The organism is Streptomyces tritici (genome assembly GCF_048500665.1).
Lineage (GTDB): Bacteria > Actinomycetota > Actinomycetes > Streptomycetales > Streptomycetaceae > Streptomyces > Streptomyces tritici.
On sequence record NZ_CP183183.1, the window covers coordinates 1,499,898 to 1,524,599 of the forward strand.

Consider the following 24,702-nt stretch of genomic DNA (forward strand, 5'->3'; position numbering starts at 1 on the left):
GGGAGCTCCCCGACAGGCGGAAGGCCCGCCCCACAGCGTTGTGGGGCGGGCCTTCTTCACGTACCGGCGGAGCTACTGCTGCCCCTTCGCGGCCTTCTTCTCCTCGGAGTCCTCGATGACGGCCTCCGCGACCTGCTGCATCGACATGCGGCGGTCCATGGACGTCTTCTGGATCCAGCGGAACGCGGCCGGCTCGGTCAGCCCGTACTCGGTCTGCAGGATGCTCTTCGCGCGGTCCACCAGCTTGCGGGTCTCCAGGCGCTGGGCGAGGTCGGCGACCTCCTTCTCCAGCGCCTTCAGCTCCGCGAACCGGGACACGGCCATCTCGATGGCCGGCACCACGTCGCTCTTGCTGAACGGCTTCACCAGGTACGCCATGGCGCCGGCGTCCCGGGCCCGCTCGACCAGCTCGCGCTGCGAGAAGGCGGTCAGCATCAGGACCGGGGCGATGGACTCGCCGGCGATCTTCTCGGCCGCGGAGATGCCGTCGAGGACGGGCATCTTCACGTCCAGGATCACCAGGTCGGGCTGGTGCTCCCGGGCCAGCTCCACGGCGGTGGCCCCGTCGCCGGCCTCGCCGACGACGGAGTAGCCCTCCTCCTCCAGCATCTCTTTGAGGTCCAGCCGGATGAGGGCCTCGTCCTCGGCGATGACGACTCGCGTCGTCAGCGGCGGGACGTGCGACTGGTCGTCGTCGGCGACGGGCTGGGGCGACTCGGGGGCGGTCACGGGGGCTCCTCGTTGCGGGGCGATACTGCTCACCACGAGCCTACCCACCTCCTGTAAGGTAGGGACACGACGGGTTACCGTCACCCTTTGTTTCGAAGGCGCGCCCCGGTAGCCCAGCGGTAGAGGCAGTGGTCTCAAACACCATCCAGCGTGGGTTCGAATCCCACCCGGGGCACTTTCCCTTCATTCCCATGGTCGCGAGTTCGCGGGTGCGCCGCGGCCGTCTCAGCCCGTCACCGGGTCGCCGATGTGGTGGACGTGGACCAGGTTGGTCGAGCCCGGCACTCCGGGCGGGGAGCCGGCCGTGATGACCACCGTGTCGCCCTTGCCGCAGCGGCCGATCCTCAGCAGGTGTTCGTCCACCTGGGCCACCATCGCGTCCGTCGAGTCGACGTGCGGGCCGAGGAACGCCTCCACGCCCCAGGTGAGGTTGAGTTGGGCGCGGGTCGCCGGGTCCGGGGTGAAGGCGAGCAGCGGGATGGGCGAGCGGTAGCGGGAGAGGCGCTTGACCGTGTCGCCGGACTGGGTGAACGCGACGAGGTACTTGGCGCCCAGGAAGTCGCCGATCTCGGCGGCCGCGCGGGCGACGGCGCCGCCCTGGGTGCGGGGCTTGTTGCGTTCGGTCAGGGGCGGCAGGCCCTTCGCGAGGATGTCCTCCTCCGCCGCCTCGACGATGCGGCTCATCGTGCGGACGGTCTCCACCGGGTACCGGCCGACGCTCGTCTCGCCGGAGAGCATCACCGCGTCGGTGCCGTCGATCACCGCGTTCGCCACGTCGCTCGCCTCGGCGCGCGTCGGGCGGGAGTTGTCGATCATCGAGTCGAGCATCTGGGTGGCGACGATGACCGGCTTGGCGTTGCGCTTGGCGAGTTTGACGGCGCGCTTCTGGACGATGGGAACCTGCTCCAGGGGCATTTCTACGCCGAGGTCGCCGCGGGCGACCATGATGCCGTCGAAGGCGGCGACGATGTCGTCGATGTTCTCGACGGCCTGGGGCTTCTCGATCTTGGCGATGACCGGGACGCGGCGGCCCTCCTCGTCCATGATCCGGTGCACGTCGTCGATGTCGCGGCCGGTGCGGACGAAGGACAGGGCGATGACGTCGACGCCGGTGCGCAGGGCCCAGCGGAGGTCCTCGACGTCCTTCTCCGAGAGCGCCGGGACGGAGACGGCCACCCCCGGGAGGTTGAGGCCCTTGTGGTCGGAGACCATGCCGCCCTCGACGACGCGGGTGTGGACGCGGGGCCCGTCGACCTCGGTGACGTCGAGGGCGACGCGGCCGTCGTCGACGAGGATGCGTTCGCCGGGGCTGACGTCGGCGGCGAGGCCGGCGTAGGTGGTGCCGCAGCCGTGGCGGTCGCCGTCGGCGGGTTCGACGGTGATGGTGAACCGGTCGCCGCGTTCAAGGAGTACGGGGCCTTCGCGGAATCGGCCGAGACGGATCTTCGGGCCTTGAAGGTCGGCGAGGATACCGATGTTGCGTCCGGTCTCCTCGGAGGCTTTGCGGACGTGCCGGTGGCGTTCCTCGTGCTCGGCGTGACTGCCGTGGCTGAGGTTGAGGCGGGCGACGTCCATCCCGGCCTCGGCCAGGGCCTTGATCTGGTCGTATGTGGCGGTGGCGGGGCCCAGGGTGCAGACGATTTTCGCTCGGCGCATGGGTCGAGCGTAGGCATTACCAACGGGTAGTACAGGGGTCTGCCATGACTCGCCAACAACCTTTGGATGAAAGGTTGTTGACAAGTCTTGAATATGTGCGGGCCTCTGCTCCGATGAGCGCCTTCGGGCGTCGTCGGAAAGCGCCTCAGAGCGTCGGCGGGTGGAGGGTGAAGCGGGCGGTGACCTCGGCGGACGCGGTCTGGAGCTGGGGTTCCAGGGAGAGCGGGGGCGCGGCCTCGACGCTTTCGGCGGCGAAGGCCATGCGCAGGCCGCCGGCCGGGGCGGGCGGGACGAGGTCGGCGCCGGTGTCGGAGAGTTCGAGCAGCGCGTCGAGGCGGGTGCCGAGGGCGTCGGCGTATTCGCGGGCGCGCTGCACGGCGGCCTGGACGGCGAGCCGGCGGACCCGGGCGTGGACCGGGGAGTCGGGGCGCAGGGTCCACCAGGGGCCGTCGACGCGGGTGAGGTCGAGTTCGGCCAGCCGGGTGACGAGCTCGCCGAGCGCGGTGAAGTCGGTGAGTTCGGCGGTGAGGTGGACGCGGCCGGTGTAGGCGCGGACGCGTTCGCCGCGGCCGTGCCGGGCGGGCTCGGGGGTGAGGGTGAACGCGCCGGTCTCCAGCCGCGCGACGGCGTCCCCGTAGCTCCTGACGAGCTCCAGGGCCCGGTCGTTGCGGTGGGTGAGGTCGCGGAGCGTGGCGTCGCGGTCGGCGCCGCGGGCGCCGACGGTGACGCCGATGCGGGCGAGTTCGGGGTCGGTCTCCAGACGGGCCTCGCCGCGCACGGTGACGCGGGGCGCGTGGGGGTGGGGGCCGGGTTCGGCGGTGAAGGCGTCGGTGGGTATGGGCGGGCTCCCTCGTCGCGTGCGGCTCGGATCGTGCCTCCTGCTGCGCACACTTTCCCATCCCGTCACCCGGGAGGGCTGTTGCCGAAGTGGCGGGTGAGCCAGAATCTACGCGCGTTGTGCACATCGAATTCGAGGAGTACCCATGCCGCTGAACCGCCGGACGTTCCTGGAGAGCTCGGTCGCCGCCGGGGCGGGCGCCGCCCTCGCCGCGGGCGTCGCCGCCCCGGCCCGGGCCGCCTCCGCCCCTGCCGCCGCCGGGCCGGGGCGGCGCGCCAAGCGGTACGCGTTCACCGTCATGGGCACCACCGACCTGCACGGCAACGTCTTCAACTGGGACTACTTCACGGACCGGGAGTTCGACGACAAGGCGCACAACGACGTCGGCCTGGCGAAGATCTCGACCCTGGTGGAGCAGGTCCGCGAGGCGAAGGGCCGCGACAACACGCTGCTCATCGACGCCGGCGACACCATCCAGGGCACGCAGCTGTCGTACTACTACGCCAAGGTCGACCCGATCACGCAGACCGGCGGCCCGGTGCACCCGATGGCCCAGGCCATGAACGCCATCGGCTACGACGCCGCCGCGCTGGGCAATCACGAGTTCAACTACGGGATCCCGGTGCTGCGGAAGTTCGAGGAGCAGTGCGACTTCCCGCTGCTCGGCGCGAACGCCCTGGACGCGACCACGCTGCGGCCCGCGTTCGCCCCGTACAGCATGCACCGGCTGCGCACGCCGCACGGCCGGGACGTGAAGGTGGCCATCCTCGGGCTGACCAACCCGGGCATCGCGATCTGGGACAAGGCGAACGTCACCGGGCGGATGGTCTTCCCCGGCCTGGAGGAGCAGGCCGCGGCCTGGGTGCCGAAGCTGCGCTCCATGGGCGCCGACGTGGTGATCGTCTCGGCGCACTCCGGCTCCAGCGGCACGTCCTCGTACGGCGACCAGCTCCCGTACATCGAGAACGCGGCCGGCCTGGTCGCCGAGCAGGTGCCGGGGATCGACGCGATCCTCGTCGGCCACGCGCACACCGAGATCCCTGAGTACCTCGTGCGGAACAAGGAGACCGGACAGGACGTCGTGCTGTCCGAGCCGCTGAAGTGGGGCCAGCGGCTGACCCTGTTCGACTTCGAGGTGGTGTGGAGCAAGGGCCGCTGGGTGGTCGAGAAGGTCGGCGCGCAGGTGCTGAACTCGAACACGGTGGCCGAGGACCCGGCGATCACCAAGCTGCTCGGCGACGAGCACGCGAAGGTCGTGGCGTACGTGAACCAGGTCATCGGCACCTCCACGGCCGCGATGACCACGGCCGACGCGCCGTGGAAGGACGAGCCGATCATCGACCTCATCAACCACGTCCAGGCGGAGACGGTGAAGGCGGCCCTCGCGGGCGGCGCGTACGCGGATCTGCCGGTGCTCTCGCAGGCGTCCTGCTTCTCCCGCACGGCGCGGATCCCGGCGGGCCAGGTGACGCTGAAGGACGCGGCGGGCCTGTACCCGTTCGAGAACACCCTGGAAGCGCGGCTGATGACGGGCGCCCAGCTGAAGGAGTACCTGGAGTACTCGGCGAAGTACTACGTGCGGACGCCGGCGGGCGCTCCCGTGGACACCGCGAAGCTCACGAACGCGGACGGCACGCCGGACTACAACTACGACGCGGTGTCGGGGCTGACGTACGAGATCGACATCGCGCAGCCGGCCGGCTCGCGGATCGTCGACCTGGCCTTCCAGGGCCGGCCGGTCGACCCGGCGGCGCGGTTCGTGCTGGCGGTGAACAACTACCGGGCGAGCGGCGGCGGCGCGTTCCCGCACGTGGCGAAGGCCCCGCAGCTGTGGGCGAACTCGGACGAGATCCGCAACACGATCATCCAGTGGGTGAAGGCCCGGGGGACGATCAACCCGGGGCAGTTCGCGTCGGTGGACTGGAAGCTGACCCGGGACGGCGTGCCGGTGTTCTAGGACGGCGGTGCGGACCGGTGGGCCGGTGACGGGGCGGGGGGCCCGTCACCGGGTCGCCGGTCAGTCCTGTGCGAGAGGCGTCAGCTCCGGGCTCTGGGCCGGGACGCGGGGCGCCTCTCGTGCGTCGAGGCCGAAGCGGGTGAAGGCGGTGCGGCGGGGCAGCGGGTAGGGCTCCTTGCCGGTGAGGGAGTTGAGGATGACGGCGCTGCGCCAGGCGGCGAGGCCGAGGTCGGGGGCGCCGACGCCGTGGGTGTGCTTCTCCGCGTTCTGCACGTAGACGTGGCCGGTGACGGACGGGTCGAGGACGAGGCGGTACGCCGGGTCGACGCGGGGCCGGCCGGCGGAGTCGTGCCGCAGGTACCGGTCGAGGCCGCTGAGCATGCGGGTGACGGAGCGTTCGCGGTAGCCGGTGGCGAGGACGACGGCGTCGGTGGTGAGGCGGGAACGGCTGCTCTGCTGGACGTGTTCCAGGTGCAGTTCGACCTTCGTGGTGGCGACGCGCCCGGCGGTGCGGACGCGGACGCCGGGGGTGATGACGGCGTCGGGCCAGCCGCCGTGCAGGGTGCGGCGGTAGAGCTCCTGGTGGATGGCCGCGAGGGTGTCGCTGTCGACGCCCTTGTGGAGCTGCCACTGGCGGGGGACGAGCTCGTTGCGGACGGGCTCGGGCAGGGCGTGGAAGTAGCGGGTGTAGTCGGGGGTGAAGTGCTCCAGGCCGAGCTTGGAGTACTCCATGGGGGCGAGGGCCTCGGTGCGGCTGAGCCAGTGGAGCCTCTCGGCGCCGGCGGGGCGGGCGCGCAGCAGGTCGAGGAAGATCTCGGCGCCGGACTGGCCCGAGCCGATGACGGTGACGTGCCCGGCGGCGAGCAGGCTCTCGCGGTGGTCGAGGTAGTCCGCGGAGTGCAGGACGGGGACGCCGGGGGCGTCGGCGAGGGGCCGCAGCGGTTCGGGGACGTACGGCTCGGTGCCGACGCCGAGGACGACGTTGCGGGCGTGGGCGCGGCCGAGCGCCTCGGCCTGGCCGGAGGCGTCGAGCTGGGTGTAGTCGACCTCGAAGAGGGCGCGTTCGGGGTTCCAGCGGACGGAGTCGACCTGGTGGCCGAAGTGCAGTCCGGGCAGCCGGGTGGAGACCCAGCGGCAGTAGGCGTCGTACTCGGCGCGCTGGATGTGGAAGGTCTCGGCGAAGTAGAAGGGGAAGAGCCGGTCGATGCCGCGCAGGTAGTTGAGGAAGCTCCAGGGGCTGGCGGGGTCGACGAGGGTCACCAGGTCGGCGAGGAACGGGACTTGGAGGGTGGCGCCGTCGATGAGGAGTCCGGGGTGCCAGTGGAAGGCGGGGCGCTGCTCGTAGAAGGCGGTGTCGAGGCCGCCGGGCACGCCGTGGGCGAGGGCGGCGAGCGAGAGGTTGAACGGGCCGATGCCGACGCCCACGAGGTCGTGGGGGTGTTCGTGGGTGCTGCGCGGGGTGCTGGCGGTCATCGGTCGGTGCTGCCTTCCACGAGGGTGAGGATCTGTTCGAGGTCGCGGGGGGTGGTGTGCGGGTTGAGCAGGGTGGCCTTGAGCCAGAGGCGGCCGTCGGCGCGGGCGCGGCCGAGGACGGCGCGGCCGTCGTCGAGGAGGGTGCGGCGGATCGTGGCGACGGTGTCGTCGGGGGCGTCCGCGGGCCGGAACAGGACGGTGGTGAGGGTGGGCCGGGCGTACAGCTCCAGGGCGGGGGTCTTCTCGACGAGGTCGGCGAGGTGCCGGGCCTGGGCCATGCAGGCGTCGACGAGCGCGCCGAGGCCGCTGCGGCCGAGGGCGCCGAGGGTGACGGCGGTCTTGAGGACGTCGGGGCGGCGGGTGGTGCGCAGGGAGCGGCCGAGGAGGTCGGGCAGGCCGGCGTCGGTGTCGTCGTCGGCGTTGAGGTAGTCGGCCGTGTGGGCGAGGGGGGCGAGGTCGCCGGCGTCGCGGACGGCGAGCAGGCCGGCGGCGGCCGGCTGCCAGCCGAGTTTGTGCAGGTCGAGGGTGACGCTGCGGGCGCGGTCGAGGCCGGTGAGCAGGGGGCGGTGGGTGGGGCTGAACAGCACGGGTCCGCCGTAGGCCGCGTCGACGTGGAGTTCGGCGCCGTGCGCGTCGCACAGGTCGGCGAGTTCGGGCAGCGGGTCGACGCTGCCGGTGTCGGTGGTGCCGGCGGTGGCGGCGACGAGGAGGGGCCCGGTGAGGTCGGTGAGGGCCTCGTCGAGGGCGACCGGGTCGATGGTGCCGTTGGGGGTGGGGACGAGGACGGGCTCGGGCAGGCCGAGGAGCCAGGCGGCGCGGGCGAAGGAGTGGTGGGCGTTGGCGCCGACGACGGCCCGCACGGAGCCGTGGCGTTCGCGGGCGAGGAGCAGGGCGAGCTGGTTGGACTCGGTGCCGCCGGTGGTGACCAGCGCGTCGGGGCGCGGGGCGCCGGGGTAGACCTCGGCGGCGAGCGCGGCGGTGACCCGGGCTTCGAGGGCGGAGGCGGCGGGGGCCTGGTCCCAGGAGTCCATGGAGGGGTTGAGCGCGGAGGCGGCCAGGTCGGCGGCGGCGGCGAGCGCGAGCGGCGGGGTGTGGAGGTGTGCGGCGCAGAGCGGCTCGGCGGGGTCGGCGGCGCCGGCGGCGAGGACGTGGACGAGCCGCCGCAGTGCCTCGCGGGCGCCGGTGCCGGTCTCGGGCAGGGCCTCCGGGAGGGCCTGGCGTACGCGCTCGGCGACGGCGCGGGGGCCTCCGGCGGGCAGCGGCCCGCCGCGTTCGGCGGCGCCGGAGCGCAGGGCGTCGAGGACGGTGTCGAGCAGCGGACGCAGGGCTTCGGGGCCGGACGCTCCTCCGGCGAGGGGCGGGGGCGGGGTTGCGGCACACATGGACGACAGGGTGCCGCCGGGGCGGTGGGCCGGGCCCGGGTTCCCGGATCGTGTGACCCGAACGGGGGACGGGCGCCCTTGACAGGGGCGCCCGTCCGCTCGTCGGGGGGCGGGTCAGCCCTCGCGGACGCGCAGGGCGCGGGCGAGGTCGTCGAGCTGGTCGACGAGCTTGCGGTGGAGGGCGGGGGTGAGGGCCGGGTCCTTCAGGGCCTTCTCGCCGGCGGCGAGGGACTCGGCGTCGATCGCGTGCACGGGGAAGGCGTAGCGGCCCGCGGCCTCGGCCATCGCAGGGCCGCGGCGGACGGCCATGGCCGGGGCGTCCTCGTAGAAGCGGGGCACGTACGCGCGGACCAGGTCGGCCTGTTCGGGCTGCCAGAAGCCGTGGGCGGTGGCGGTGAACAGGTAGTTGGAGAGGTCGTCCGTGGTGAACATGGCCGACCAGGCGGCGGCCTTGGCCTCGGCCGTGGGCAGGGAGGCGCGGCAGCGGGCCGCGCCCTCCTGGCCGGAGGCGGAGGGGTCGCGGGCGAGTTCGGCCTCGATGGCGGCCTCGTCGGCGGCGCCGAGGACGGCGAGCCGGGCGAGGATGCGCCAGCGCAGTTCGGGGTCGAGCTCGGGGCCGCCGTGGACGGTGCCCTCGTCGAGCCAGGAGGCGATCTTGTCGGGGGTGGTGGCGCTGTCGATGAGGGTGCGCACGGCCGTGAGCCGCAGGCCCGGGGAGTCGCCGTCCTCGGTGCGGCGGATCAGGTCGCGGGCGAGGGCGGTGAGGGTGGCGAGGGCGGCGGGGCGCTCCTCGGGGGCGGTGTAGCGGTCGGCGATCTGGGTGCGGGCGAAGGTGAGGACGCCCTGGACGACGGCGAGGTCGGTCTCCTCGGGCAGGTGCGCGAGGGCGGTCTCCAGGTAGGCGGCCGGCTCCAGTTCGCCGTCGCGGACCATGTCGCGCAGCGCGTTCCAGACGACGGCGCGGGTCAGCGCGTCGGGGATGCCGGACAGGGAGCGCAGCGCGGTCTCCTCCGAGGTCGCGTCGAAGCGGACCTTGGCGTAGGTGAGGTCGCCGTCGTTGAGGACGACGAGGTCGGGCCGGCGGCCGGGGCGGACGGTCACGGAGTCGCCCTGCGGCACGTCGATCTCGAACCGTTCGCGCAGGACGAGGCGGCGGGCGTCGGCGTCGTCGCGGTCGTACGCGCCGACGGCGACGCGGTGCGGGCGGTCGCCGGCCTGGTCGACGGTGAGGTGCCAGTACCCCTCCGCCTGCGCGACCAGGGGCGTCAGCTTGTCCACGCCGGTGGTGCGCAGCCAGCGCTCGGCCCAGGCGTGGACGTCGCGGTCGGTGGCGGAGGCGAGGTTGTCGATGAAGTCGGCGAGGGTGGCGTTGCCGAACTTGTGGCGCGCGAAGTGGGCGTTGATGCCGGCGAGGAAGTCCTTCTCCCCCAGCCACGCGACGAGCTGCCGCAGCGCGGAGGCGCCCTTGGCGTACGAGATGCCGTCGAAGTTGAGCAGCGCGGAGGCGGTGTCGGGGACGGCGCCGGGGTCCGGGGCGACGGGGTGGGTGGAGGGGCGCTGGTCGGCGTCGGAGCCCCAGGACTTGCGGGTGACGCCGAAGTCGATCCAGGTGTCGGGGAAGCGGTCGGAGCAGGCTTCGTTGACGGTCTGGTAGCCCATGTACTCGGCGAAGGACTCGTTGAGCCAGATGTCGTCCCACCAGCGCAGGGTGACGAGGTCGCCGAACCACATGTGGGCCATCTCGTGGGCGATGACCATGGCGCGGGTCTGCCGCTCGGTGTCGGTGACGGCGGAGCGGAACATGAACTCGTCGCGGAAGGTGACCAGTCCGGGGTTCTCCATGGCGCCGGCGTTGAACTCGGGCACGAAGGCCTGGTCGTACGAGTCGAACGGGTACGGCTCGGTGAACTTCTCGTGGTACCGGTCGAAGCAGGCCCGGGTGATGTCGAACAGCTCGTCGGCGTCGGCGTCCAGGTAGGGGGCGAGGGAGCGGCGGCAGTGCAGGCCGAAGGGCAGTCCGGCGTGTTCGGTGCGGACGGAGTGCCAGGGGCCGGCGGCGACGGCGACGAAGTAGGTGGACAGCAGCTGGGTCGGGGCGGCCTTCCAGCGGCCGTCCTCCTGCCGTTCGGTGACGGTGTTGGCGAGGACCGTCCAGCCGTCGGGGGCGGTGACGGTCAGCTCGAAGACCGCCTTGAGGTCGGGCTGGTCGAAGGCGGCGAAGACGCGCTGGACGTCCTCCATGAACAGCTGGGTGTAGACGTACGTCTCGCCGTCGGTGGGGTCCGTGAACCGGTGCATGCCCTCGCCGGTGCGGGAGTACCGCATCGAGGCGTCGATCCGCAGTTCGTGCGCGCCCTCGGTGAGCCCTGTGAGGGGCAGCCGGTTCTCGGTGAGCGCCGCGGGGTCGAGCGGGACGCCGTCGAGGGTGGCGGAGCGCAGGGTGTCCGGCTTCAGCTCGACGAAGGTGTCCCCGGTGGCGCGGGCGGTGAACCGGATCAGGGTGGTGGAGTCGAAGGTCTCGTCTCCGGTGGTGAGGTCGAGCTCCACGGCGTAGTGGTGGACGTCGAGGAGCCGGGCACGGGTCTGCGCTTCGTCGCGCGTGAGTACGGACATGGGCCCCATGCTGCCTGATGGGGGCGGGGGCGGGGCAGGGGCCGGGGTTCCGCTGTGGGCGAGCAGCCCGGCGGGGCCGGACCGGGGCCCGGGGTCGCCCGCGCGTCAGGCGAGGCCGGTTCCGGTGAGGTGGGCGAAGGCGGCGGTGATGCGCGGGCGGTCGTAGCCGGCCGGGCCCTTGGCGCCGCTGGAGAGCAGGGCGTGCAGCAGCAGCCGGGCCTTGGCGGGGTCCAGCGGGCCGGCGGGGACGAGGCCGCGGTGCAGCAGGTCGTGCTCGGAGCCGGGGCCGCGGTACGTGTGCGACAGCGTGGCGCCCGAGCCGGTGCGGGAGGCGAGGACGACGGGCATCCGGGCGGCCAGCGCCTCCAGCGGTCCGACCAGCCAGGACGGTACGTGGCCGGCGCCGAAGGCGGCGACGACCAGGCCGTCGAAGCGGTCGTCGACGGCGTCGAGGAGTTCGCCGCCGTCGCCGAGCGACAGGCTGACGAGGGCCACCCGCAGGTCCGGGTCGAGGGTCAGGGGGTGGGCGGTGGTGGGGGCGGCGGGCCGCAGCAGGATCCGCGGGACGCCCTCGACGACGTGCCCGAGCGGGCCGGCGCCGGGCGAGGCGAAGGTGGCCACGGAGGTGGTGTGGGTCTTGCGGACGTGCCGGGCGGCGTGGATCTCGTCGGCGAGCACCACGACGACGCCGAGGCCGCGGCAGCGCGGGTCGGCGGCGACGGCGACCGCGGCGGCCAGGTTGGCGGGGCCGTCCGCGCCGGGCAGGTCGGGGCGGCGCATCGCGCCGGTGACGGCGACGGGCTCCCGGGTCTCGACGAGCAGGTCGAGGAGGAAGGCGGTCTCCTCCAGGGTGTCGGTGCCCTGGACGACGACCACGCCGGAGCCGGCGGCCACCGCGGCCCGCACCTCGCCGGCGAGGGCGTGCAGGTCGGCGAGGGAGAGGGAGGAGCTGGGCAGGCGGCGGAAGTCGCGCAGCTCGACGCCGTCGCCGGCGGCGCCGAGGACCTCGGCGCCGGACATGCGGCTGGCGTCACCGCCCCGCGCGGAGATGGTCCCGCCGAGCGTGAAGACGGTGACGCGCCCCATCAGCGTGCCTCCTCCGGGGCGCCGCCCGCGCCCGCCGGCCCGTGCGTCTCCGCGGCCTCCGGCCCGTGCGTCTCCGCGTCCGTCGGCGGAGCCTCCGCGTCCGTCTCCGCCGAGTCGGCGATGGTCTCGTGGTGGCGGATGACCTCGGCGATGATGAAGTTCAGCAGCTTCTCGGCGAACGCCGGGTCGAGCCGGGCGCTCTCCGCCAGCTGCCGCAGCCGGGCGATCTGCCGGGCCTCGCGGGCCGGGTCCGCCGGCGGCAGGTGGTGCTGCGCCTTGAGGACGCCCACCTGCTGCGTGCACTTGAAGCGCTCGGCGAGCATGTGGACGACCGCGGCGTCGATGTTGTCGATGCTCTCGCGCAGCCGGGTCAGCTCGGCCCGTACGGACTCGTCGATGTCGCTCATGGGCAGCGAGCCTAGCCCGATCACCCGGCGATCGTCGGAGGGTGTTCGGGATCCGGGATCCGGTCGCTCCAGCCGCCGGGCACCACCCGTCCCTGCTGCTCGCGGAAGCGGACCGGGGCGATCCCCACCCGGCGGGTGAACAGCCGGGAGAAGTACGCCGGATCGTCGTAGCCCACCCGGCGGGCGACGGCGGCGACGGGCAGCTCGGTGGCGGCGAGGAGTTCCTTCGCCCGGCCGAGCCGGATGGTCAGCAGATAGTCCTTGGGGCTGCAGCCGGCCGCCCGCCGCACGGCCGTGCGCAGCTCGGCGGCCGTCATGCCGTGCCGGGCGGCGTGCTCGGCGACCGACAGGGACTGGAACGCGTCGCGGGCGAGGGCGGTGAGCACGGGGTCGCCCTCGGCGTTGGTGTCGGCGCGGGCCCGGCGCAGCGCGACCAGCAGTTCGTGGACGGCCGCGGCGGTCTCCACCTCCAGGAGCGGGTTGCCGCGCCGGGCGGCGCGGGCGATGCGGCCGACGACGCCGCGGGCGGGGCCGGCGTCGGAGAGGGGGACGACGGGGCGCTCGGGCTCGATGTAGCCGAGTTCGGTGTAGGTGGCGGTGGCCGGGCCGGTGAAGTCGACGAAGGCCTCGTCCCAGCCGGTGCCGGGGTCGGCGGAGTAGTGGTGCGGGACGCCGGGGGTGAGCCAGAGCAGGGCGGGCGCGGTGACGGTGGTGCGCCGGCCGTCGGGGGTGCGGTACCAGCCGCTGCCGGCGCTGACGACGACGGCGACGTGGTGGTCGAGGGTGCGCGGGCCGACGGTGGGCAGGGCGCCGTGCTGGAGTCCGACGCCGAGACAGACCAGGCCCAGGCGGTGGTGGACCGGGCCGGGCGTGAAGTAGCGCATCCAGGTGTGGTACATCCCCGCCGTCCCTTCCCGCGTCCGCCCGTACGTCCAAACAGCGACGATCTTTGTCCATGGACCCGTCCTCCGCCAGAGGGCGAAGGTGGGGCCCATGAGCGAGTTCGCGGTGGGTGAGACGGATTTTCTGCTGGACGGGCGGCCGGTGCGGCTGCTGTCGGGGGCGCTGCACTACTTCCGGGTGCACGAGGGCCAGTGGGAGCACCGCCTCGGGATGCTCCGCGCGATGGGGCTCAACTGCGTGGAGACGTACGTGCCGTGGAACCTGTACGAGCCGGAGCCCGGCCGGTACGGGGACGTGGCCGCGCTCGGCCGCTTCCTGGACGCGGCGGAGCGGGCGGGGCTGTGGGCGATCGTGCGGCCGGGGCCGTACATCTGCGCGGAGTGGGAGAACGGGGGGCTGCCGCACTGGCTGACCGGGCTGCTGGGGCGGCGGGTGCGGACGGACGACCCGGAGTTCCTGGGGCCGGTGGACGGCTGGTTCCGGCGGCTGCTGCCGCAGGTGGTGGAGCGGCAGGTGGACCGGGGCGGGCCGGTGGTGCTGGTGCAGGTGGAGAACGAGTACGGCAGTTACGGCAGTGACGCGGGGTATCTGCGGAAGATGGCGGAGCTGTTGCGGGACTGCGGGGTGACGGTGCCGCTGTTCACCTCGGACGGGCCCGAGGACCACATGCTGACCGGCGGTTCGGTGCCGGGCGTGCTGGCGACGGCGAACTTCGGCTCGGGTGCGCGGGAGGCGTTCGCGACGCTGCGCCGGCACCAGCCGCGCGGGCCGCTGATGTGCATGGAGTTCTGGTGCGGCTGGTTCGACCACTGGGGCACGGAGCGCACGCTGCGGGACGCGGACGACGCGGCGGCGGCGCTGCGGGAGATCCTGGAGTGCGGGGCGTCGGTGAACCTCTACATGGCGCACGGCGGCACGAGCTTCGGCGGCCGGGCGGGCGCGAACCGGGCGGGCGAGCTGCACGACGGGCCGCTGCGGCCGACGGTGACCTCGTACGACTACGACGCGCCGGTCGACGAGCAAGGGCGGCCGACGGCGAAGTACTGGGCGTTCCGCGAGGTCCTGGCCGCGTACGCGGACGGGCCGCCGCCTCCGGTGCCGGAGCCGCCGGCGCGGCTGGCCGTGCCGGTGTCGGGGGTGGTGGAGGGATGGCTGCCGCTGCCGGAGGTCCTGGAGGCGCTGGGCGACGCGGAGCGGTGGGCGCCGCTGCCGCCGACGTTCGAGGAGCTGGGCGTGGAGCGGGGCGTGGTGCGGTACCGGGTGGACGTCCCGGGGCCGCGGCAGCCGTACCCGCTGACGGCGGCGGGGCTGCGGGACCTCGCGGTGGTGTACGTGGACGGGGTGCGGGCGGCGGTCCTGGAGCCCGGGGACGGCGAGGACGCGGTGCTGCCGGAGCCGGTGGCCGGGCCGGCGGCGGTGGAGCTGTGGGTGGAGTCGCTGGGCCGGGTGAACTACGGGCCGCGGCTGGCGGAGCCGAAGGGGATCACCGGCGGGCTGCGGCACGAGCGGCAGTACCTGCACGGGGTGACGGCGCGGGGACTGCGGCTGGACGCGTTCGAGCCGGAGGCGGTGGCGAAGCTGCCGTTCACGGCGCCTCGGAGGGCGGACGGCGGGGCGGACGGCGCGGGTGGTCCGGGCCTGTACCGGCTGGCGGTGGAGGTCGCCGGGGCGGGCGACGCCGACCTGGCGCTCCCGGGCTGGACCCGCGGCTTCGTGTGGGTCAACGGCTTCTGCCTGGGCCGCTACTGGTCGGTGGGCCCGCAGCTGTCGCTGTACGTCCCGGGTCCGGTGCTGCGCGAGGGCCGGAACGAGGTGTGGATCCTGGAGCTGGAGGGCCCGGCGGGCCCGGGCGCGGCCCTGACGTGACGCGCCGCGCGGTGCGGCGAGCCCGGGCGTGACGGGCCCGGGGGTGCGACGGGCCCAGGGGTGTGACACGCCCGGGTGACGTGCCCGGGGCGGGCCGTCCGGTTCGGTCCGCCCCGGGTGGTGCCGTCACGGCGTCGCCGCGGCTGGTGCCGTTACAGCGTCGCCGCGGCCGACTTGATGGCGGAGGCGAAGGTGGAGACCTCGGTGTAGACGCCCGGGTAGCCCGGCCGCGCACAGCCCTCGCCCCAGCTCACGATGCCGACCTGGATCCACGCGCCGGCGTTGTCGCGGCGGAACATCGGGCCGCCGGAGTCGCCCTGGCAGGTGTCCACGCCGCCCTCGTTGTAGCCGGCGCAGATCTCCTCGGCGGCCACCAGGGAGCTGCCGTAGGCCGCCTTGCACTCGGCGTCGGAGACGAACGGCACGGTGGCCTTGCGCAGGTACCGCTGCTGGCTGCCGCCCTCGCGGGTGGCGCCCCAGCCGGCGACGGTGAACGTGCCGCTGTTGTACGCGGTCGTCTCGGCGATCTTCAGCGTGGGCAGCGAGGTGATCGGCGAGGCGAGCTTGATCAGGGCCCAGTCCTTGCCCTGGCCGTTGTAGCCGGGGGCCTGGTACACCTTCGTGGACCGGACCTTGATGGCGCTGCTGCTCTGCAGGTCGACGACGCCGGCCGTGGCGGTGATGCTCGTGTTGGGGCCGGAGCCGCTCACGCAGTGGGCGGCGGTGAGGACGATCTGCGGGGTCAGCAGCGAGCCGCCGCAGCCCATGGAGAGCCGGACCATCCAAGGGAACTCGCCCTGGGCGGCGCGGGTGCCGCCGACGACCGGGGTGGGCGCGGCGGTGGCGGTGGAGACGGGCTGGAGGCTGACCGCGGCGAGCGCGACCGCGCCGGCCGCCACCGCTCTCTTCAGGAAACGCGCAAGCGTGTTCTTCAACTGACTGCCTTTCGTGGGGGGTTGACGCGCAGACCCGACGGGAATGGCATGAGCCCGTCAAGCTGCCGTCCGATTGTCGGGACCGGCGCGGCGGCCTCACAAGACCACGTTTTCGGCCATGGGGGACGCGCGCGGGGCCGCCCGTACAGTGGGAGACGGGGGCGGACACGCTGAGGGGGCTGTCGTGGCGAACGGTGGCGAGGTCGTACGCGGGTTCCCGCACCTGGACACGGTCCACGGCGCGATCACCGCGCTGTACCGGCGGCTCTCGGCGGACGGGGTGCTCGCCTACGCGGCCAGCGTCACCCCCGCCGACGTGGCCCTCCGCGACGACGAGGACCTCCACCTGGGCGCCCAGCGGGTGGCCCGCGCGCTGGTGCGGCACCTGCGGCTGCCCGAGGCCCGGATGGTCGTGAGCTTCCGTCCCATGGAGCACGCGGCCGCCGTCGAACTGGCCGCGGGCCCCGAGTACTTCGTCGAGCTGAACGACCGGTTCCGGCGGCATCGCCGGGACATCGGAGCGGCGCTCGCCCACGAGATCACCCATGTGCTGCTGCACCGGCTCGACCTCGCGTTCCCCGGCCGGCGCGCCAACGAGGTGCTCACCGACACCGTCACCGCCTACCTCGGCGCGGGCTGGCTGCTCCTCGACGCCTTCCGCGAGGACGCGCTGACCAGCCAGAAGCTGGGCTACCTCACCCCGGAGGAGTTCGGCTACGTGCTCGCGCTGCGGGCCGAGGTCTTCGGCGAGGACCCCTCCCCCTGGTTCACCAGCCCGCAGGCGTACGAGGCGTATGCGCGCGGCCGGGACCGGGCCCTGCGCGAGGCCCGCCGGCCGCCGCTCGCCGGCGCGGGCCGGCTGAGCCGGCACCGGTACGTGAAGGAGCGCCGGCACGGCCGGGCGGGGCCGGACGCCCCGTACGCCTTCGAGGGCGCGGGCTCCTCGCTGCGGGTCTCGTTCCCGTGCCCGGCCTGCCGCCAGCGCATCCGCGTGCCGGCGGCCGGACGGCCGCTGCGGGCGCGCTGCGGGCTGTGCCGGACGGTCCTCGACTGCGAGCCCTAGGCGCTCGCGCCGCGTCGGTCCGCCGAGTTGATTTGGCGAACGGGGGCTTTGCGGGGGATGGTCGGTGTATGGACGATCTGTTCGAGGCCGTGCACGCGGGAGACGACGACGCCCTCGTACGGCTGCTGCGCTCCGGCGTCCCCGCCGACACGGCGGACGAGGACGGGCAGACCGCCCTCTATCTGGCGGCGGTGGCGAACCGGCCGGCCGCGGTGCGGATCCTGCTGGCCGCCGGGGCCGATCCGGAGCGGGGCAGCGGCGAGGACGGCGGCGACCTGCCGCTGTGCGGGGCGGCCTGTGGCGGGCACACCGAGGCGGTGCGGGCGCTGCTGTCCGCGGGGGCGGTGGCCGACCGCCAGGAGGAGTTCGGCTTCACGGCGATGGCGTGGGCGGTCCGGCAGGGCCACGCGGACACCGTGCAGGCCCTCCTGGAGCACGGTGCGGACCCCAATCTCCCCGGCCCCGACGGGCTGCCGCCGCTGGTCGCCGCGGCCCGCCGCGGCTCCACCGGCTGTGTCCGGGCCCTGCTCGACTTCGGGGCGGGCCCCGTGGAGGACGCGCTGCGGGAGGCGCGGACGTGGGTGGGCGCCGACATCGAGGGGGTGCTGCGGCGCTCGCTGGCCGAGACGTACGGGACGGGGCACGAGACGGTCGTGCGGCGGATCCCGGAGGACGGCGGGATCACCGTCGTGGTGGAGCTGCTGCGGGAGGACGGCGCGCCCGGCGCGGGCGACGAACGGCAGACCGGGCACGCGGCGATCGTCACGCTCCTGGAGGGCGAGCTGGGGCTGCGCACCCCGTTCGAGGAGCTGGCGGAGCGGGCGCTGAACTGCGCGGACCCGGAGCTGGACGACTGGACGGAGTCCGTCGCCGCGCTGTGGCGGCGGGGCGACGAGGAGACGTACCGGGCGGCGGCCGCGTACTGCGGGCTCGGGGACGAGCTGCGGCAGGCGTTCGGGGCGAGCGTGCTCGGCCGGTTGAAGGACTTCGCGGCGCGCGGGCTGCCGCTGCTGCGGGAGCTGTCGCGGGAGGCGCGGGACGGGGTGCTGGTGCAGGCCGTGGTGGCGGGGCTCGGCCAGTACGGGGACCCGGCCGCGCTGCCGGAGATCCTGCGGCACGCCGGCCACCCGGACCCGGACGTGCGCCGCACGGTCGCGGTGGCGGCGACCGGGCTGGTCCCGGAGGGCGACGCACGCGCGGTCGACGCGCTGGTGGCGCTGAGCCGCGACGCGGACGCGGGGGTGCGGGACTGGGCGACGCTCGCCCTCGCGGAGACGCCGGGCGACGCGCCCGCGGTCCGCGAGGCGCTGGCCGCGCGGCTCGCCGACCCCGACCCGGACACGGCGGCCGAGGCCGCCCGCGGGCTGGCGATCCGCCAGGACCCGCGAGCGGTGGACGCGCTGCTGCGGCTGCTGTCCTCCGAAGGCCCGGAGAGCCCGGCCCGCGAGACGGCCCTGGCCGCCCTGGAGTACATCCGCGACCCGCGACTGCGCACCCGCCTGGAGTGGACGACGCCACGCTGACGCCGCCCGGGCGGGTGCCGCGTGGCGCTCTACTCCCCCGCCCTCCGTTCCTTCGCCATCGCGTCGACCGCCGCCCAGGCGAAGGCCATCGCCGGGCCGATCGTCGCTCCCGGGCCCGGGTACGTGTCGCCCATGACGGCTGCCGAGCAGTTGCCGGCCGCGTACAGGCCCTCGACCGGGGTGCCGTCCTCGCGCAGGACGCGGGCGTCGGCGTCGGTGACCAGGCCGCCCTTGGTGCCGATGTCGCCGGGGTGGACGGGGATCGCGTGGAACGGGCCCTTGTCCAGGGGCGCGAGGTTCGGGTTCTTCAGGGTGGGGTCGCCGTAGTAGCGGTCGTAGACCGAGTCGCCGCGGCCGAAGTCCTCGTCCCGGCCCGCCTCGGCGAAGCGGTTGAAGCGGGCGATCTCGGCCTCCAGGCGCGGTGCGCCGATCCGGGCGGCCAGGTCCGCCAGCGTCGGGGCCTCGACGACGAAGTCCCGCCAGCTCTTCGGGAACGGCTGCCCGGGGAACAGCCCGGCGAAGATGTAGCGGGCCCTGGAGCGGGCGTCCAGGATCAGCCAGGAGGGGACGGTCGTCGCCTCCGGCCGGTCGCAGGCGTACATGCGGTCCACGAACGCGTGGTACGGCGCGGCCTCGTTGGCGTACCGCTCCCCCGCCGCGTTGACGATCACCATGCCGGGGATGCCCCGGTCGGCGACCAGGAAGAACGGCTTCTCGCCCGGCGGGCAGACCGACGGCGCGCCCCACACCTTGTCGAGCAGGTCCGTCGCCGCGCCCAGTTCCTCGCCGAACCGCAGCGCGTCCCCGGTCTGGCCCTCGGCGGCGTGCGTCCAGGCCGTGGAGGTCGGCGCGGGCAGGTGCTTCTCGCGGAGCGCCTGGTCGTGCGAGAAGCCTCCGGAGGCGAGGACGACGCCGAGGCGGGCCCGCACCTCCGTCTCCGCGCCGTCGCGCCGCACCCGTACGCCGGTGACCCGGCCCGTGTCGTCCCGGGTCGGCGCCGTCACCGGTGCGGAGAGCCACAGCTCGCCGCCGAGCCGGTCCAGCGCGTACCGCATGCGGGCGATCAGCGCCTCGCCGAGCGAGAGCGGCCTGCGGCCGGCGAGCCGGGCCCCGACGGCGCGCAGGACGACGCGGACGGCGGTCCGCTTCCCGGCCCAGGTGCGGGCGACCATGTTCAGGTACCGGAAGTCGTACGAGGTCATGGTCAGCCCGTACGTGGGCAGTCCGGCCCGCCGCATCGTGGCCGCGAGCGGGCCGAGCCGCCTGAGGTCCATGATCTGCGGCTCGATGGAGCGGCCCTGCGCCATGCCGCCGAGCGCCTCGGGGAAGTAGTCGGAGTATCCGGGGGTGTACATGAAGCGCACCTCGGTGCGCTCGTGGAACTCCCGCACCATGCGCGGCCCGTGGCGCAGATAGGCGTCCTTGCGGTCCTCCGGGACACGGTCGCCGACGGTCGCGTCGAGGTAGGCGCGGGCCTTCTCGTACGTGTCGCCGAGCCCGGCCGCGTCGAGGTGCAGGTTGCCGGGGACCCAGATCGCGCCGCCGGACAGGGCGGTGGAGCCGCCGTAGCGGTCGGTCTTCTCGACGACCAGGACCGAAAGGCCGCGCAGCCGGGCGGTGATGGCGGCGGCGAAACCGGCCGCGCCGGAGCCGACGACCACCACGTCGTAGCCGTGTGCGGCACTCACGAGAAGACTCCTGTCGCGTAGTCGCTGCGGTAGTAGAGCAGCGGCGTGCCGTCCTCGCGGGCGTCGAGGGCGAGGACGCGGGCGGTGACGACGAGGTGGTCGCCGGCCTCGTGGACGGCGTGGACCGCGCAGTCGAGGGTGGCGAGCGCCCCGTCGACGTGCACCGCGCCCTGCGCGCCGGCCGTCCAGTCGAGGCCGGCGAACTTGTCGGGGCCGGGCCGGCCGAGCGCCGCGCAGACGTCCCGCTGCTCGGCGGCGAGGATCGACACCCCGAACCGGCCGGCGCGTGCGACCTTCGGCCAGCTGGTGGAGTTCCTGCCGACGCAGAGCAGCACGAGCGGCGGGTCGAGGGAAAGAGAGGCGAAGGACTGCACCGCCAGGCCCGCCGGCCGGCCGTCCTCCGCCAGGGCCGCGACCACCGTCACGCCGCTGGCGAAGTGGCCGAGGACCCGCTTCGTCAGCCGCTCGGTCAGCCGTTCCACTGGTGGCCCCAGAGGCTGTCGGAGGTGATCTCCTTGGTCGTCCAGGTCGCCGGGTCGACGAGCAGCCCGTCCCAGCCGTACTCGACCTGGAAGCCGCCGGGGGCGTGGGCGTAGAAGGAGACCATGTGGTCGTTGGAGTGCCGGCCGAGGGTGGAGGCGATCGGGATGCCGGCCGCGTTCATCCGGTCCAGGCAGTAGCCGACGGCGTCCAGCGAGTCGGTCTCGACCATGAAGTGGACGATGCCGGGCGGCAGCGCGCCGGGGTAGAGGCCGAGGCTGTGGTGGCGGGCGTTGGGGCTGAGGAAGTTCATCCAGTGGAAGTCCCGGCCGGGCGCGCCGGTGGGCACGGCGGCCGGCGGCAGCTTCATCCGGTCGCGCAGCTGGAAGCCGAGCAGGTGCTCGTAGAAGCTCACGGCGGCGTCCATGTCGGGCGCCGGCAGCACGACGTGGCCGAGGCCCAGGTGGTCGCCGGTGACGAAGCGGTTGCCGTAGGGGGTGCCGAGCGGACTGTGGTCCTGGGCCTGGCCGCAGTACAGCTCCAGGGGGTTGCCGGCCGGGTCCTCGACGTGGACGAGGCCCTGGACGCGGCGTTCGGCGAGGGTGGCCTCGTCGGCGCGCTTGACGGGGAAGCCGTGCGCCTCCAGTTCCTCGGCGGCCTCGTCGAGGGCGCGGGCGTGCGGCAGTTCGAAGCCGGCGGCGAGCAGCCGGTCGGTGTCGCCGGCGACGAAGGAGAAGCGGCGGATCCGGTCGTCGATGCGGGTGTGCAGGACGGTCTCGCCGGAGCCCTCGCCCTCGACCATGCCGAGGATGTCGAGGGCGTAGCGGCGCCAGGCGGGGAGGTCGGCGGTCTCGATGCGCAGGTAGCCGAGGGAGCGGATGTCCATGGCGGGGCTCCAGGTGTCAGGGGGTGAAGAAGTCGAGGGCGAGGCGGTTGAACTCGTCGTACGCCTCGGTCTGGGCCCAGTGGCCGCAGTGCGGGAAGACGTGCAGCCGGGCGTCGGGGATGGTCCTCAGGGCGAGCAGCGCGCCGTCGAGCGGGTTGGTGCGGTCCTCGCGGCCCCAGGTGAGCAGGGTGGGCTGGGTGATGCGGTGTCCCTCGCGCCAGAGCATGGAGTCGACGGGCCACTGCGCGAAGGCGGCGCCCATGCGGGCCGCGCCGAGCCGGGCCTCGGGGTCGACGGCCTGCGTGTAGCGCTCCTCGACGAAGGCGTCGGTGACGATCGCCGGGTCGTACGCCATGGTCAGCAGGAAGGCCCGCATCTGCGCGCGGGTGGGCGCGGCCGCGGAGTTGAAGGCGAAGAGCTGCTTGATGCCCTCGGTCGGATCGGGCGAGAACAGGTTGACGGAGATCCCGCCGGGGCCCATGAGGAGCAGCCTGCCGACCAGCCGCGGGTGGTCGAGGGCGAGCCGGACGGCGGTGCCGCCGCCGAGGGAGTTGCCGATGACGTGGGCCTTCTCGATGCCGAGTGCGCCGAGGAGAGCCGCGACGGCGCCCGCGCTGAACGAGAAGTAGTCGCGGTCGGGTTCGGGCTTGTCGGAGCGGCCGAAGCAGGGCTGGTCGATCAGCAGCGTGCGGAACCGCTCGGCGAACACGGGCAGGTTGCCGCCGAAGTTGGACCAGGCGGTGGCGCCGGGGCCGCCGCCGTGGAGCATCACCACCACGGGCCCGTCCGCGGGGCCGGCCTCGTGGTAGTGCAGGGTGAGGCCGGCGGCCTTCGCGGTGCGGGAGGTCGACTCGTAGGTGATCACAGCATCGTGTCCTGGATGTCGAGGCCGAGTGCCGCCTGGCCGTACAGGGCGAGCGCGCGCTCGGGGTCGTTGGCGGCGTGGCCGCGGCCGGTGTGGACGTCGCGCCAGGCGCGCTGGAGGGCGCCGGGGCCGGTGCGCATCGCGCTGCCGCCGGCGTTCTCCATCAGCAGGTCGACGGCGGCGACCGCCCGCTCGGTGGCGAGCACCTGGTCGCGGCGGGCGCGGGCGCGCAGGGCCATGGGCAGCGGCTCGCCGCGCTCGGCCAGTCCGTACAGCTCGGCGATGTTGCGGGTGAGCTGGAGCCAGGCGGCGTCGATGTCGCCGGCGGCGCGGGCGATGCGGACCTGGGCGAAGGGGTCCTGAGCGACCTGCTGCCCGTACGAGACGCGGAACCGTTCGCGGGTGGCGGCGGTGTACGCCTCGTGCGCGCCCTCGGCGATGCCGACGATCGGGGTGGAGATGGTGGTGGTGAAGACGGCCGCGTACGGCAGCCGGTACAGCGGTTCGGGGTTGACCTGCTGCCCGGGGGCGTCGAGCGCGCTGACCGGGCCGAAGCTGAGGGCGCGGTGCTCGGGCACGAACACGCCCTCGCAGACGATGTCGTGGGAGCCGGTGCCGCGCAGCCCGACGGTGTCCCAGACGTCGTCGATCCGGTAGTCGGCGCGGGGCACGAGGAAGGTGCGCATGTCGACGGGCCGGCCGTCGGCGTCGGTGACCAGGCCGCCGAGCAGCGCCCAGTCGGTGTGGTCGCAGCCGGAGGAGAAGTGCCAGGTGCCGTCGAGCAGGAAGCCTCCGTCGACGGGGGTGACGGTGCCGGTGGGGGCGTACGAGGAGCAGATCCGGGCGTCCGGGTCCTCGCCCCACACCTCCTCCTGTGCCTTGGCCTCGTACAGGGCGACGTGCCAGGGGTGGACGCCGACGACGGAGGCGACCCAGCCGGTGGAGCCGCAGGCCTTGGCGATCTCCTTGACGGCGGCGTAGAAGACGGCGGGGTCGGCGGCGTGGCCGCCGTGGGCGCGCGGCTGGAGGAGCTTGAAGAAGCCGGTCGCGGCCAGCTCCTCGACGGTCGCCTCGGGGACCCGGCGGGCGGCCTCGGCCTCGGCGGCCCGCTCGCGCAGGGCCGGGGCGAGGGCCCGGACCGCCTCGAGGACGGCTCCGGTGGCGTCGCTCATCGCGTGTCCTCTCTTCGAAGGGGGAGGGAGTGGCTGGACCGTACGCCGGGGGTGTTCCGGAACGGCATACGGGGTTCCCGCTGAGCGGGAACCCGGCGCGGAGGGCGGTCCGCCCGTCTCTGACACCCCCTCAGGTATGCCTAATAGAAATAAGTGCTGCACGCGTCTTCCCCGGGCCCGCGGGGCCGTGGCAGGGTCTGCGCAACGTCACGGAAGCACGCGCCGCGAGGGCGCGGCCGCGCCCTGTCACCCCAGGAGACGTCCATGACCGCTGAGCTCGTCGGCGCACCGGCCGCCCCGTCCCTCCTGGAGAAGGCGGCCCTCGTGCTCGCCGCCTTCGACGGGCCCGAGCCGCGCCTGTCCCTCACCGAGGTGATCCGGCGTTCCGGGCTCCCCCGCTCCTCCGCCCACCGCATCCTCGACCAGCTGGTGCGGCTGCGCTGGCTGGACCGGGAGGGCCGCGACTACCGCATGGGCATGCGGATGCTGGAGCTCGGCGCGCTCGCCGCGCACCACAACCGGCTGCGCCGCACCGCGCTGCCCCGGCTGCACGCGCTGCACGAGGCGACCGGCTCGCTGGTCCACCTGTACGTGCTCGACGGCGCCGAGATCGTCTGCCTGGAGCGGATCGGCGGTTCCGCCGACACGAGCGTGCCGTCCCGCGTCGGCGGCCGGATGCCCGCGCACTCCACGGCGGCCGGCAAGGCGCTGCTCGCCCACGGGGACCCGGCGGTCGTCGACACCGTCCTCGCCGGACGGCTCCGGGCGCACACCCCCCGCACGATCACCGCCCCGGCGCAGCTGCGGGCGCGGCTCGCGGAGGTCCGGGACCGCGGGGTGGCCTTCGACCTGGAGGAGACCTGCCGCGGGGTGTCCTGCGTGGCCGCCCCGCTGCGCGGCTCCGGCCGGGCGATCGCCGCGGTCTCGGTGTCGGGGCGGGGCGCGCACCGGGACCTGGAACGGCTCGCGCCGGCCGTGCGGTCGTGCGCCCGGGCCGTGTGGCAGGACCTGTTCGGCCCCGGCCGGCCGGCCCGGCGGATCACGGCTCCGGCGCCCGCGCCGGCCGCGCCGAGGCCGGACATGTCGGCGCAGGCGATGGACACGATGCTGGGCTGGCTGCGGACCAGCGAGTGGATGTGAGACGGGGCCGGCCGCGGAAGCCCGGGCGGACGGGGGCGGG

Annotated in this window: 20 protein-coding genes and 1 tRNA gene; 6 read left to right on the plus strand and 15 right to left on the minus strand. The window is 74.2% G+C overall.

The window, feature by feature from the left end:
- Nucleotides 1–72 precede the first annotated feature (72 nt).
- Complete coding sequence (locus ACNJ93_RS06960) at nucleotides 73–729, minus strand: ANTAR domain-containing response regulator (RefSeq protein ID WP_418956453.1); 657 nt, start codon at nucleotides 727–729, stop codon at nucleotides 73–75.
- 102 nt (nucleotides 730–831) lie between these two features.
- Between ACNJ93_RS06960 and ACNJ93_RS06965 the strand changes: the two genes are divergently transcribed.
- A tRNA-Leu gene (locus ACNJ93_RS06965) sits at nucleotides 832–904 on the plus strand.
- A gap of 50 nt (nucleotides 905–954) precedes the next feature.
- On the opposite strand, the gene pyk is transcribed toward ACNJ93_RS06965, so the two are convergent.
- Nucleotides 955–2,385, minus strand: coding sequence for a pyruvate kinase (gene pyk / locus ACNJ93_RS06970; protein WP_418956454.1), 1,431 nt, complete (start codon nucleotides 2,383–2,385; stop codon nucleotides 955–957).
- Nucleotides 2,386–2,530: 145 nt separating this feature from the next.
- Nucleotides 2,531–3,223, minus strand: coding sequence for an SIMPL domain-containing protein (locus ACNJ93_RS06975; RefSeq protein WP_418961337.1), 693 nt, complete (start codon nucleotides 3,221–3,223; stop codon nucleotides 2,531–2,533).
- Between the two features lie 145 nt (nucleotides 3,224–3,368).
- On the opposite strand from ACNJ93_RS06975, the gene ACNJ93_RS06980 reads away from it, so the two are divergent.
- Nucleotides 3,369–5,180, plus strand: a complete 1,812-nt coding sequence (locus ACNJ93_RS06980) for a bifunctional metallophosphatase/5'-nucleotidase (protein ID WP_418956455.1) — start codon at nucleotides 3,369–3,371, stop codon at nucleotides 5,178–5,180.
- A 60-nt stretch (nucleotides 5,181–5,240) separates the two neighbouring features.
- Here ACNJ93_RS06980 and ACNJ93_RS06985 read toward each other — a convergent pair whose 3' ends face one another.
- The 6 genes from ACNJ93_RS06985 to ACNJ93_RS07010 all read right to left on the minus strand — a co-directional run bounded on the left by ACNJ93_RS06985 (nucleotide 5,241) and on the right by ACNJ93_RS07010 (nucleotide 13,040).
- Nucleotides 5,241–6,653 (minus strand): lysine N(6)-hydroxylase/L-ornithine N(5)-oxygenase family protein, encoded by a 1,413-nt coding sequence (locus ACNJ93_RS06985; RefSeq protein WP_418956456.1) that lies wholly within the window; start codon nucleotides 6,651–6,653, stop codon nucleotides 5,241–5,243.
- Nucleotides 6,650–8,035 carry a pyridoxal phosphate-dependent decarboxylase family protein gene (locus tag ACNJ93_RS06990; protein WP_418956457.1) on the minus strand — a complete coding sequence of 462 codons (1,386 nt, stop codon included), beginning with the start codon at nucleotides 8,033–8,035 and terminating at the stop codon, nucleotides 6,650–6,652. The genes ACNJ93_RS06985 and ACNJ93_RS06990 overlap by 4 nt, the downstream gene beginning before the upstream one ends.
- 114 nt (nucleotides 8,036–8,149) lie before the next feature.
- Nucleotides 8,150–10,648: an aminopeptidase N gene (pepN, locus tag ACNJ93_RS06995; protein ID WP_418956458.1), complete on the minus strand. Its 2,499-nt coding sequence runs from the start codon at nucleotides 10,646–10,648 to the stop codon at nucleotides 8,150–8,152.
- Nucleotides 10,649–10,753: 105 nt separating this feature from the next.
- Nucleotides 10,754–11,734, minus strand: a complete 981-nt coding sequence (locus tag ACNJ93_RS07000; protein WP_418956459.1) for an asparaginase — start codon at nucleotides 11,732–11,734, stop codon at nucleotides 10,754–10,756.
- Nucleotides 11,734–12,141, minus strand: coding sequence for a chorismate mutase (locus tag ACNJ93_RS07005; RefSeq protein WP_418956460.1), 408 nt, complete (start codon nucleotides 12,139–12,141; stop codon nucleotides 11,734–11,736). The genes ACNJ93_RS07000 and ACNJ93_RS07005 overlap by 1 nt, the downstream gene beginning before the upstream one ends.
- 20 nt (nucleotides 12,142–12,161) lie before the next feature.
- The gene (locus ACNJ93_RS07010; protein WP_418956461.1) at nucleotides 12,162–13,040 is read right to left on the minus strand and encodes a helix-turn-helix domain-containing protein; all 879 of its coding nucleotides are present in this window, start codon (nucleotides 13,038–13,040) and stop codon (nucleotides 12,162–12,164) included.
- A 94-nt stretch (nucleotides 13,041–13,134) separates the two neighbouring features.
- Here ACNJ93_RS07010 and ACNJ93_RS07015 point away from each other — a divergent pair, with 94 nt between their 5' ends.
- A complete protein-coding gene (locus tag ACNJ93_RS07015) occupies nucleotides 13,135–14,910 on the plus strand; it encodes a glycoside hydrolase family 35 protein (protein WP_418956462.1) in 1,776 nt (591 codons plus the stop codon).
- Between the two features lie 152 nt (nucleotides 14,911–15,062).
- On the opposite strand, the gene ACNJ93_RS07020 is transcribed toward ACNJ93_RS07015, so the two are convergent.
- Nucleotides 15,063–15,845, minus strand: a complete 783-nt coding sequence (locus ACNJ93_RS07020; RefSeq protein ID WP_418956463.1) for a S1 family peptidase — start codon at nucleotides 15,843–15,845, stop codon at nucleotides 15,063–15,065.
- A 184-nt stretch (nucleotides 15,846–16,029) separates the two neighbouring features.
- Here ACNJ93_RS07020 and ACNJ93_RS07025 point away from each other — a divergent pair, with 184 nt between their 5' ends.
- The gene (locus ACNJ93_RS07025) at nucleotides 16,030–16,908 is read left to right on the plus strand and encodes a hypothetical protein (protein WP_418956464.1); all 879 of its coding nucleotides are present in this window, start codon (nucleotides 16,030–16,032) and stop codon (nucleotides 16,906–16,908) included.
- Between the two features lie 68 nt (nucleotides 16,909–16,976).
- Nucleotides 16,977–18,431, plus strand: a complete 1,455-nt coding sequence (locus tag ACNJ93_RS07030) for an ankyrin repeat domain-containing protein (RefSeq protein WP_418956465.1) — start codon at nucleotides 16,977–16,979, stop codon at nucleotides 18,429–18,431.
- A 29-nt stretch (nucleotides 18,432–18,460) separates the two neighbouring features.
- Here ACNJ93_RS07030 and ACNJ93_RS07035 read toward each other — a convergent pair whose 3' ends face one another.
- The 5 genes from ACNJ93_RS07035 to hsaA are packed head-to-tail and all read right to left on the minus strand — an operon-like array spanning nucleotide 18,461 to nucleotide 23,522.
- Entirely contained in the window at nucleotides 18,461–20,119 is a 1,659-nt protein-coding gene (locus tag ACNJ93_RS07035) for an FAD-dependent oxidoreductase (protein ID WP_418956466.1), read from the minus strand.
- Entirely contained in the window at nucleotides 20,116–20,601 is a 486-nt protein-coding gene (locus ACNJ93_RS07040) for a flavin reductase family protein (protein ID WP_418956467.1), read from the minus strand. Before ACNJ93_RS07040 ends, ACNJ93_RS07035 begins: the two co-directional genes overlap by 4 nt.
- Nucleotides 20,589–21,485: a VOC family protein gene (locus tag ACNJ93_RS07045; protein ID WP_418956468.1), complete on the minus strand. Its 897-nt coding sequence runs from the start codon at nucleotides 21,483–21,485 to the stop codon at nucleotides 20,589–20,591. Before ACNJ93_RS07045 ends, ACNJ93_RS07040 begins: the two co-directional genes overlap by 13 nt.
- 16 nt (nucleotides 21,486–21,501) lie before the next feature.
- Nucleotides 21,502–22,350 carry a 4,5:9,10-diseco-3-hydroxy-5,9,17-trioxoandrosta-1(10),2-diene-4-oate hydrolase gene (gene hsaD / locus ACNJ93_RS07050; RefSeq protein WP_418956469.1) on the minus strand — a complete coding sequence of 283 codons (849 nt, stop codon included), beginning with the start codon at nucleotides 22,348–22,350 and terminating at the stop codon, nucleotides 21,502–21,504.
- The gene (gene hsaA, locus ACNJ93_RS07055) at nucleotides 22,347–23,522 is read right to left on the minus strand and encodes a 3-hydroxy-9,10-secoandrosta-1,3,5(10)-triene-9,17-dione monooxygenase oxygenase subunit (RefSeq protein WP_418956470.1); all 1,176 of its coding nucleotides are present in this window, start codon (nucleotides 23,520–23,522) and stop codon (nucleotides 22,347–22,349) included. The genes hsaD and hsaA overlap by 4 nt, the downstream gene beginning before the upstream one ends.
- A 264-nt stretch (nucleotides 23,523–23,786) precedes the next feature.
- Here hsaA and ACNJ93_RS07060 point away from each other — a divergent pair, with 264 nt between their 5' ends.
- On the plus strand, nucleotides 23,787–24,662 hold the full coding sequence (locus ACNJ93_RS07060; protein WP_418956471.1) for an IclR family transcriptional regulator: 876 nt from the start codon (nucleotides 23,787–23,789) through the stop codon (nucleotides 24,660–24,662).
- The last annotated feature ends 40 nt before the right edge of the window (nucleotides 24,663–24,702 follow it).

Coding starts and splice junctions, on each gene's coding strand:
- pyk (WP_418956454.1), bottom strand. CDS start 2,385: ATGCGCCGAGCGAAAATCGTCTGCACCCTGGGCCCCGCCACCGCCACA.
- ACNJ93_RS06980 (WP_418956455.1), top strand. CDS start 3,369: ATGCCGCTGAACCGCCGGACGTTCCTGGAGAGCTCGGTCGCCGCCGGG.
- ACNJ93_RS06985 (WP_418956456.1), bottom strand. CDS start 6,653: ATGACCGCCAGCACCCCGCGCAGCACCCACGAACACCCCCACGACCTC.
- ACNJ93_RS06990 (WP_418956457.1), bottom strand. CDS start 8,035: ATGTGTGCCGCAACCCCGCCCCCGCCCCTCGCCGGAGGAGCGTCCGGC.
- pepN (WP_418956458.1), bottom strand. CDS start 10,648: ATGTCCGTACTCACGCGCGACGAAGCGCAGACCCGTGCCCGGCTCCTC.
- ACNJ93_RS07000 (WP_418956459.1), bottom strand. CDS start 11,734: ATGGGGCGCGTCACCGTCTTCACGCTCGGCGGGACCATCTCCGCGCGG.
- ACNJ93_RS07005 (WP_418956460.1), bottom strand. CDS start 12,141: ATGAGCGACATCGACGAGTCCGTACGGGCCGAGCTGACCCGGCTGCGC.
- ACNJ93_RS07010 (WP_418956461.1), bottom strand. CDS start 13,040: ATGTACCACACCTGGATGCGCTACTTCACGCCCGGCCCGGTCCACCAC.
- ACNJ93_RS07015 (WP_418956462.1), top strand. CDS start 13,135: ATGAGCGAGTTCGCGGTGGGTGAGACGGATTTTCTGCTGGACGGGCGG.
- ACNJ93_RS07030 (WP_418956465.1), top strand. CDS start 16,977: ATGGACGATCTGTTCGAGGCCGTGCACGCGGGAGACGACGACGCCCTC.
- ACNJ93_RS07045 (WP_418956468.1), bottom strand. CDS start 21,485: ATGGACATCCGCTCCCTCGGCTACCTGCGCATCGAGACCGCCGACCTC.
- hsaA (WP_418956470.1), bottom strand. CDS start 23,522: ATGAGCGACGCCACCGGAGCCGTCCTCGAGGCGGTCCGGGCCCTCGCC.
- ACNJ93_RS07060 (WP_418956471.1), top strand. CDS start 23,787: ATGACCGCTGAGCTCGTCGGCGCACCGGCCGCCCCGTCCCTCCTGGAG.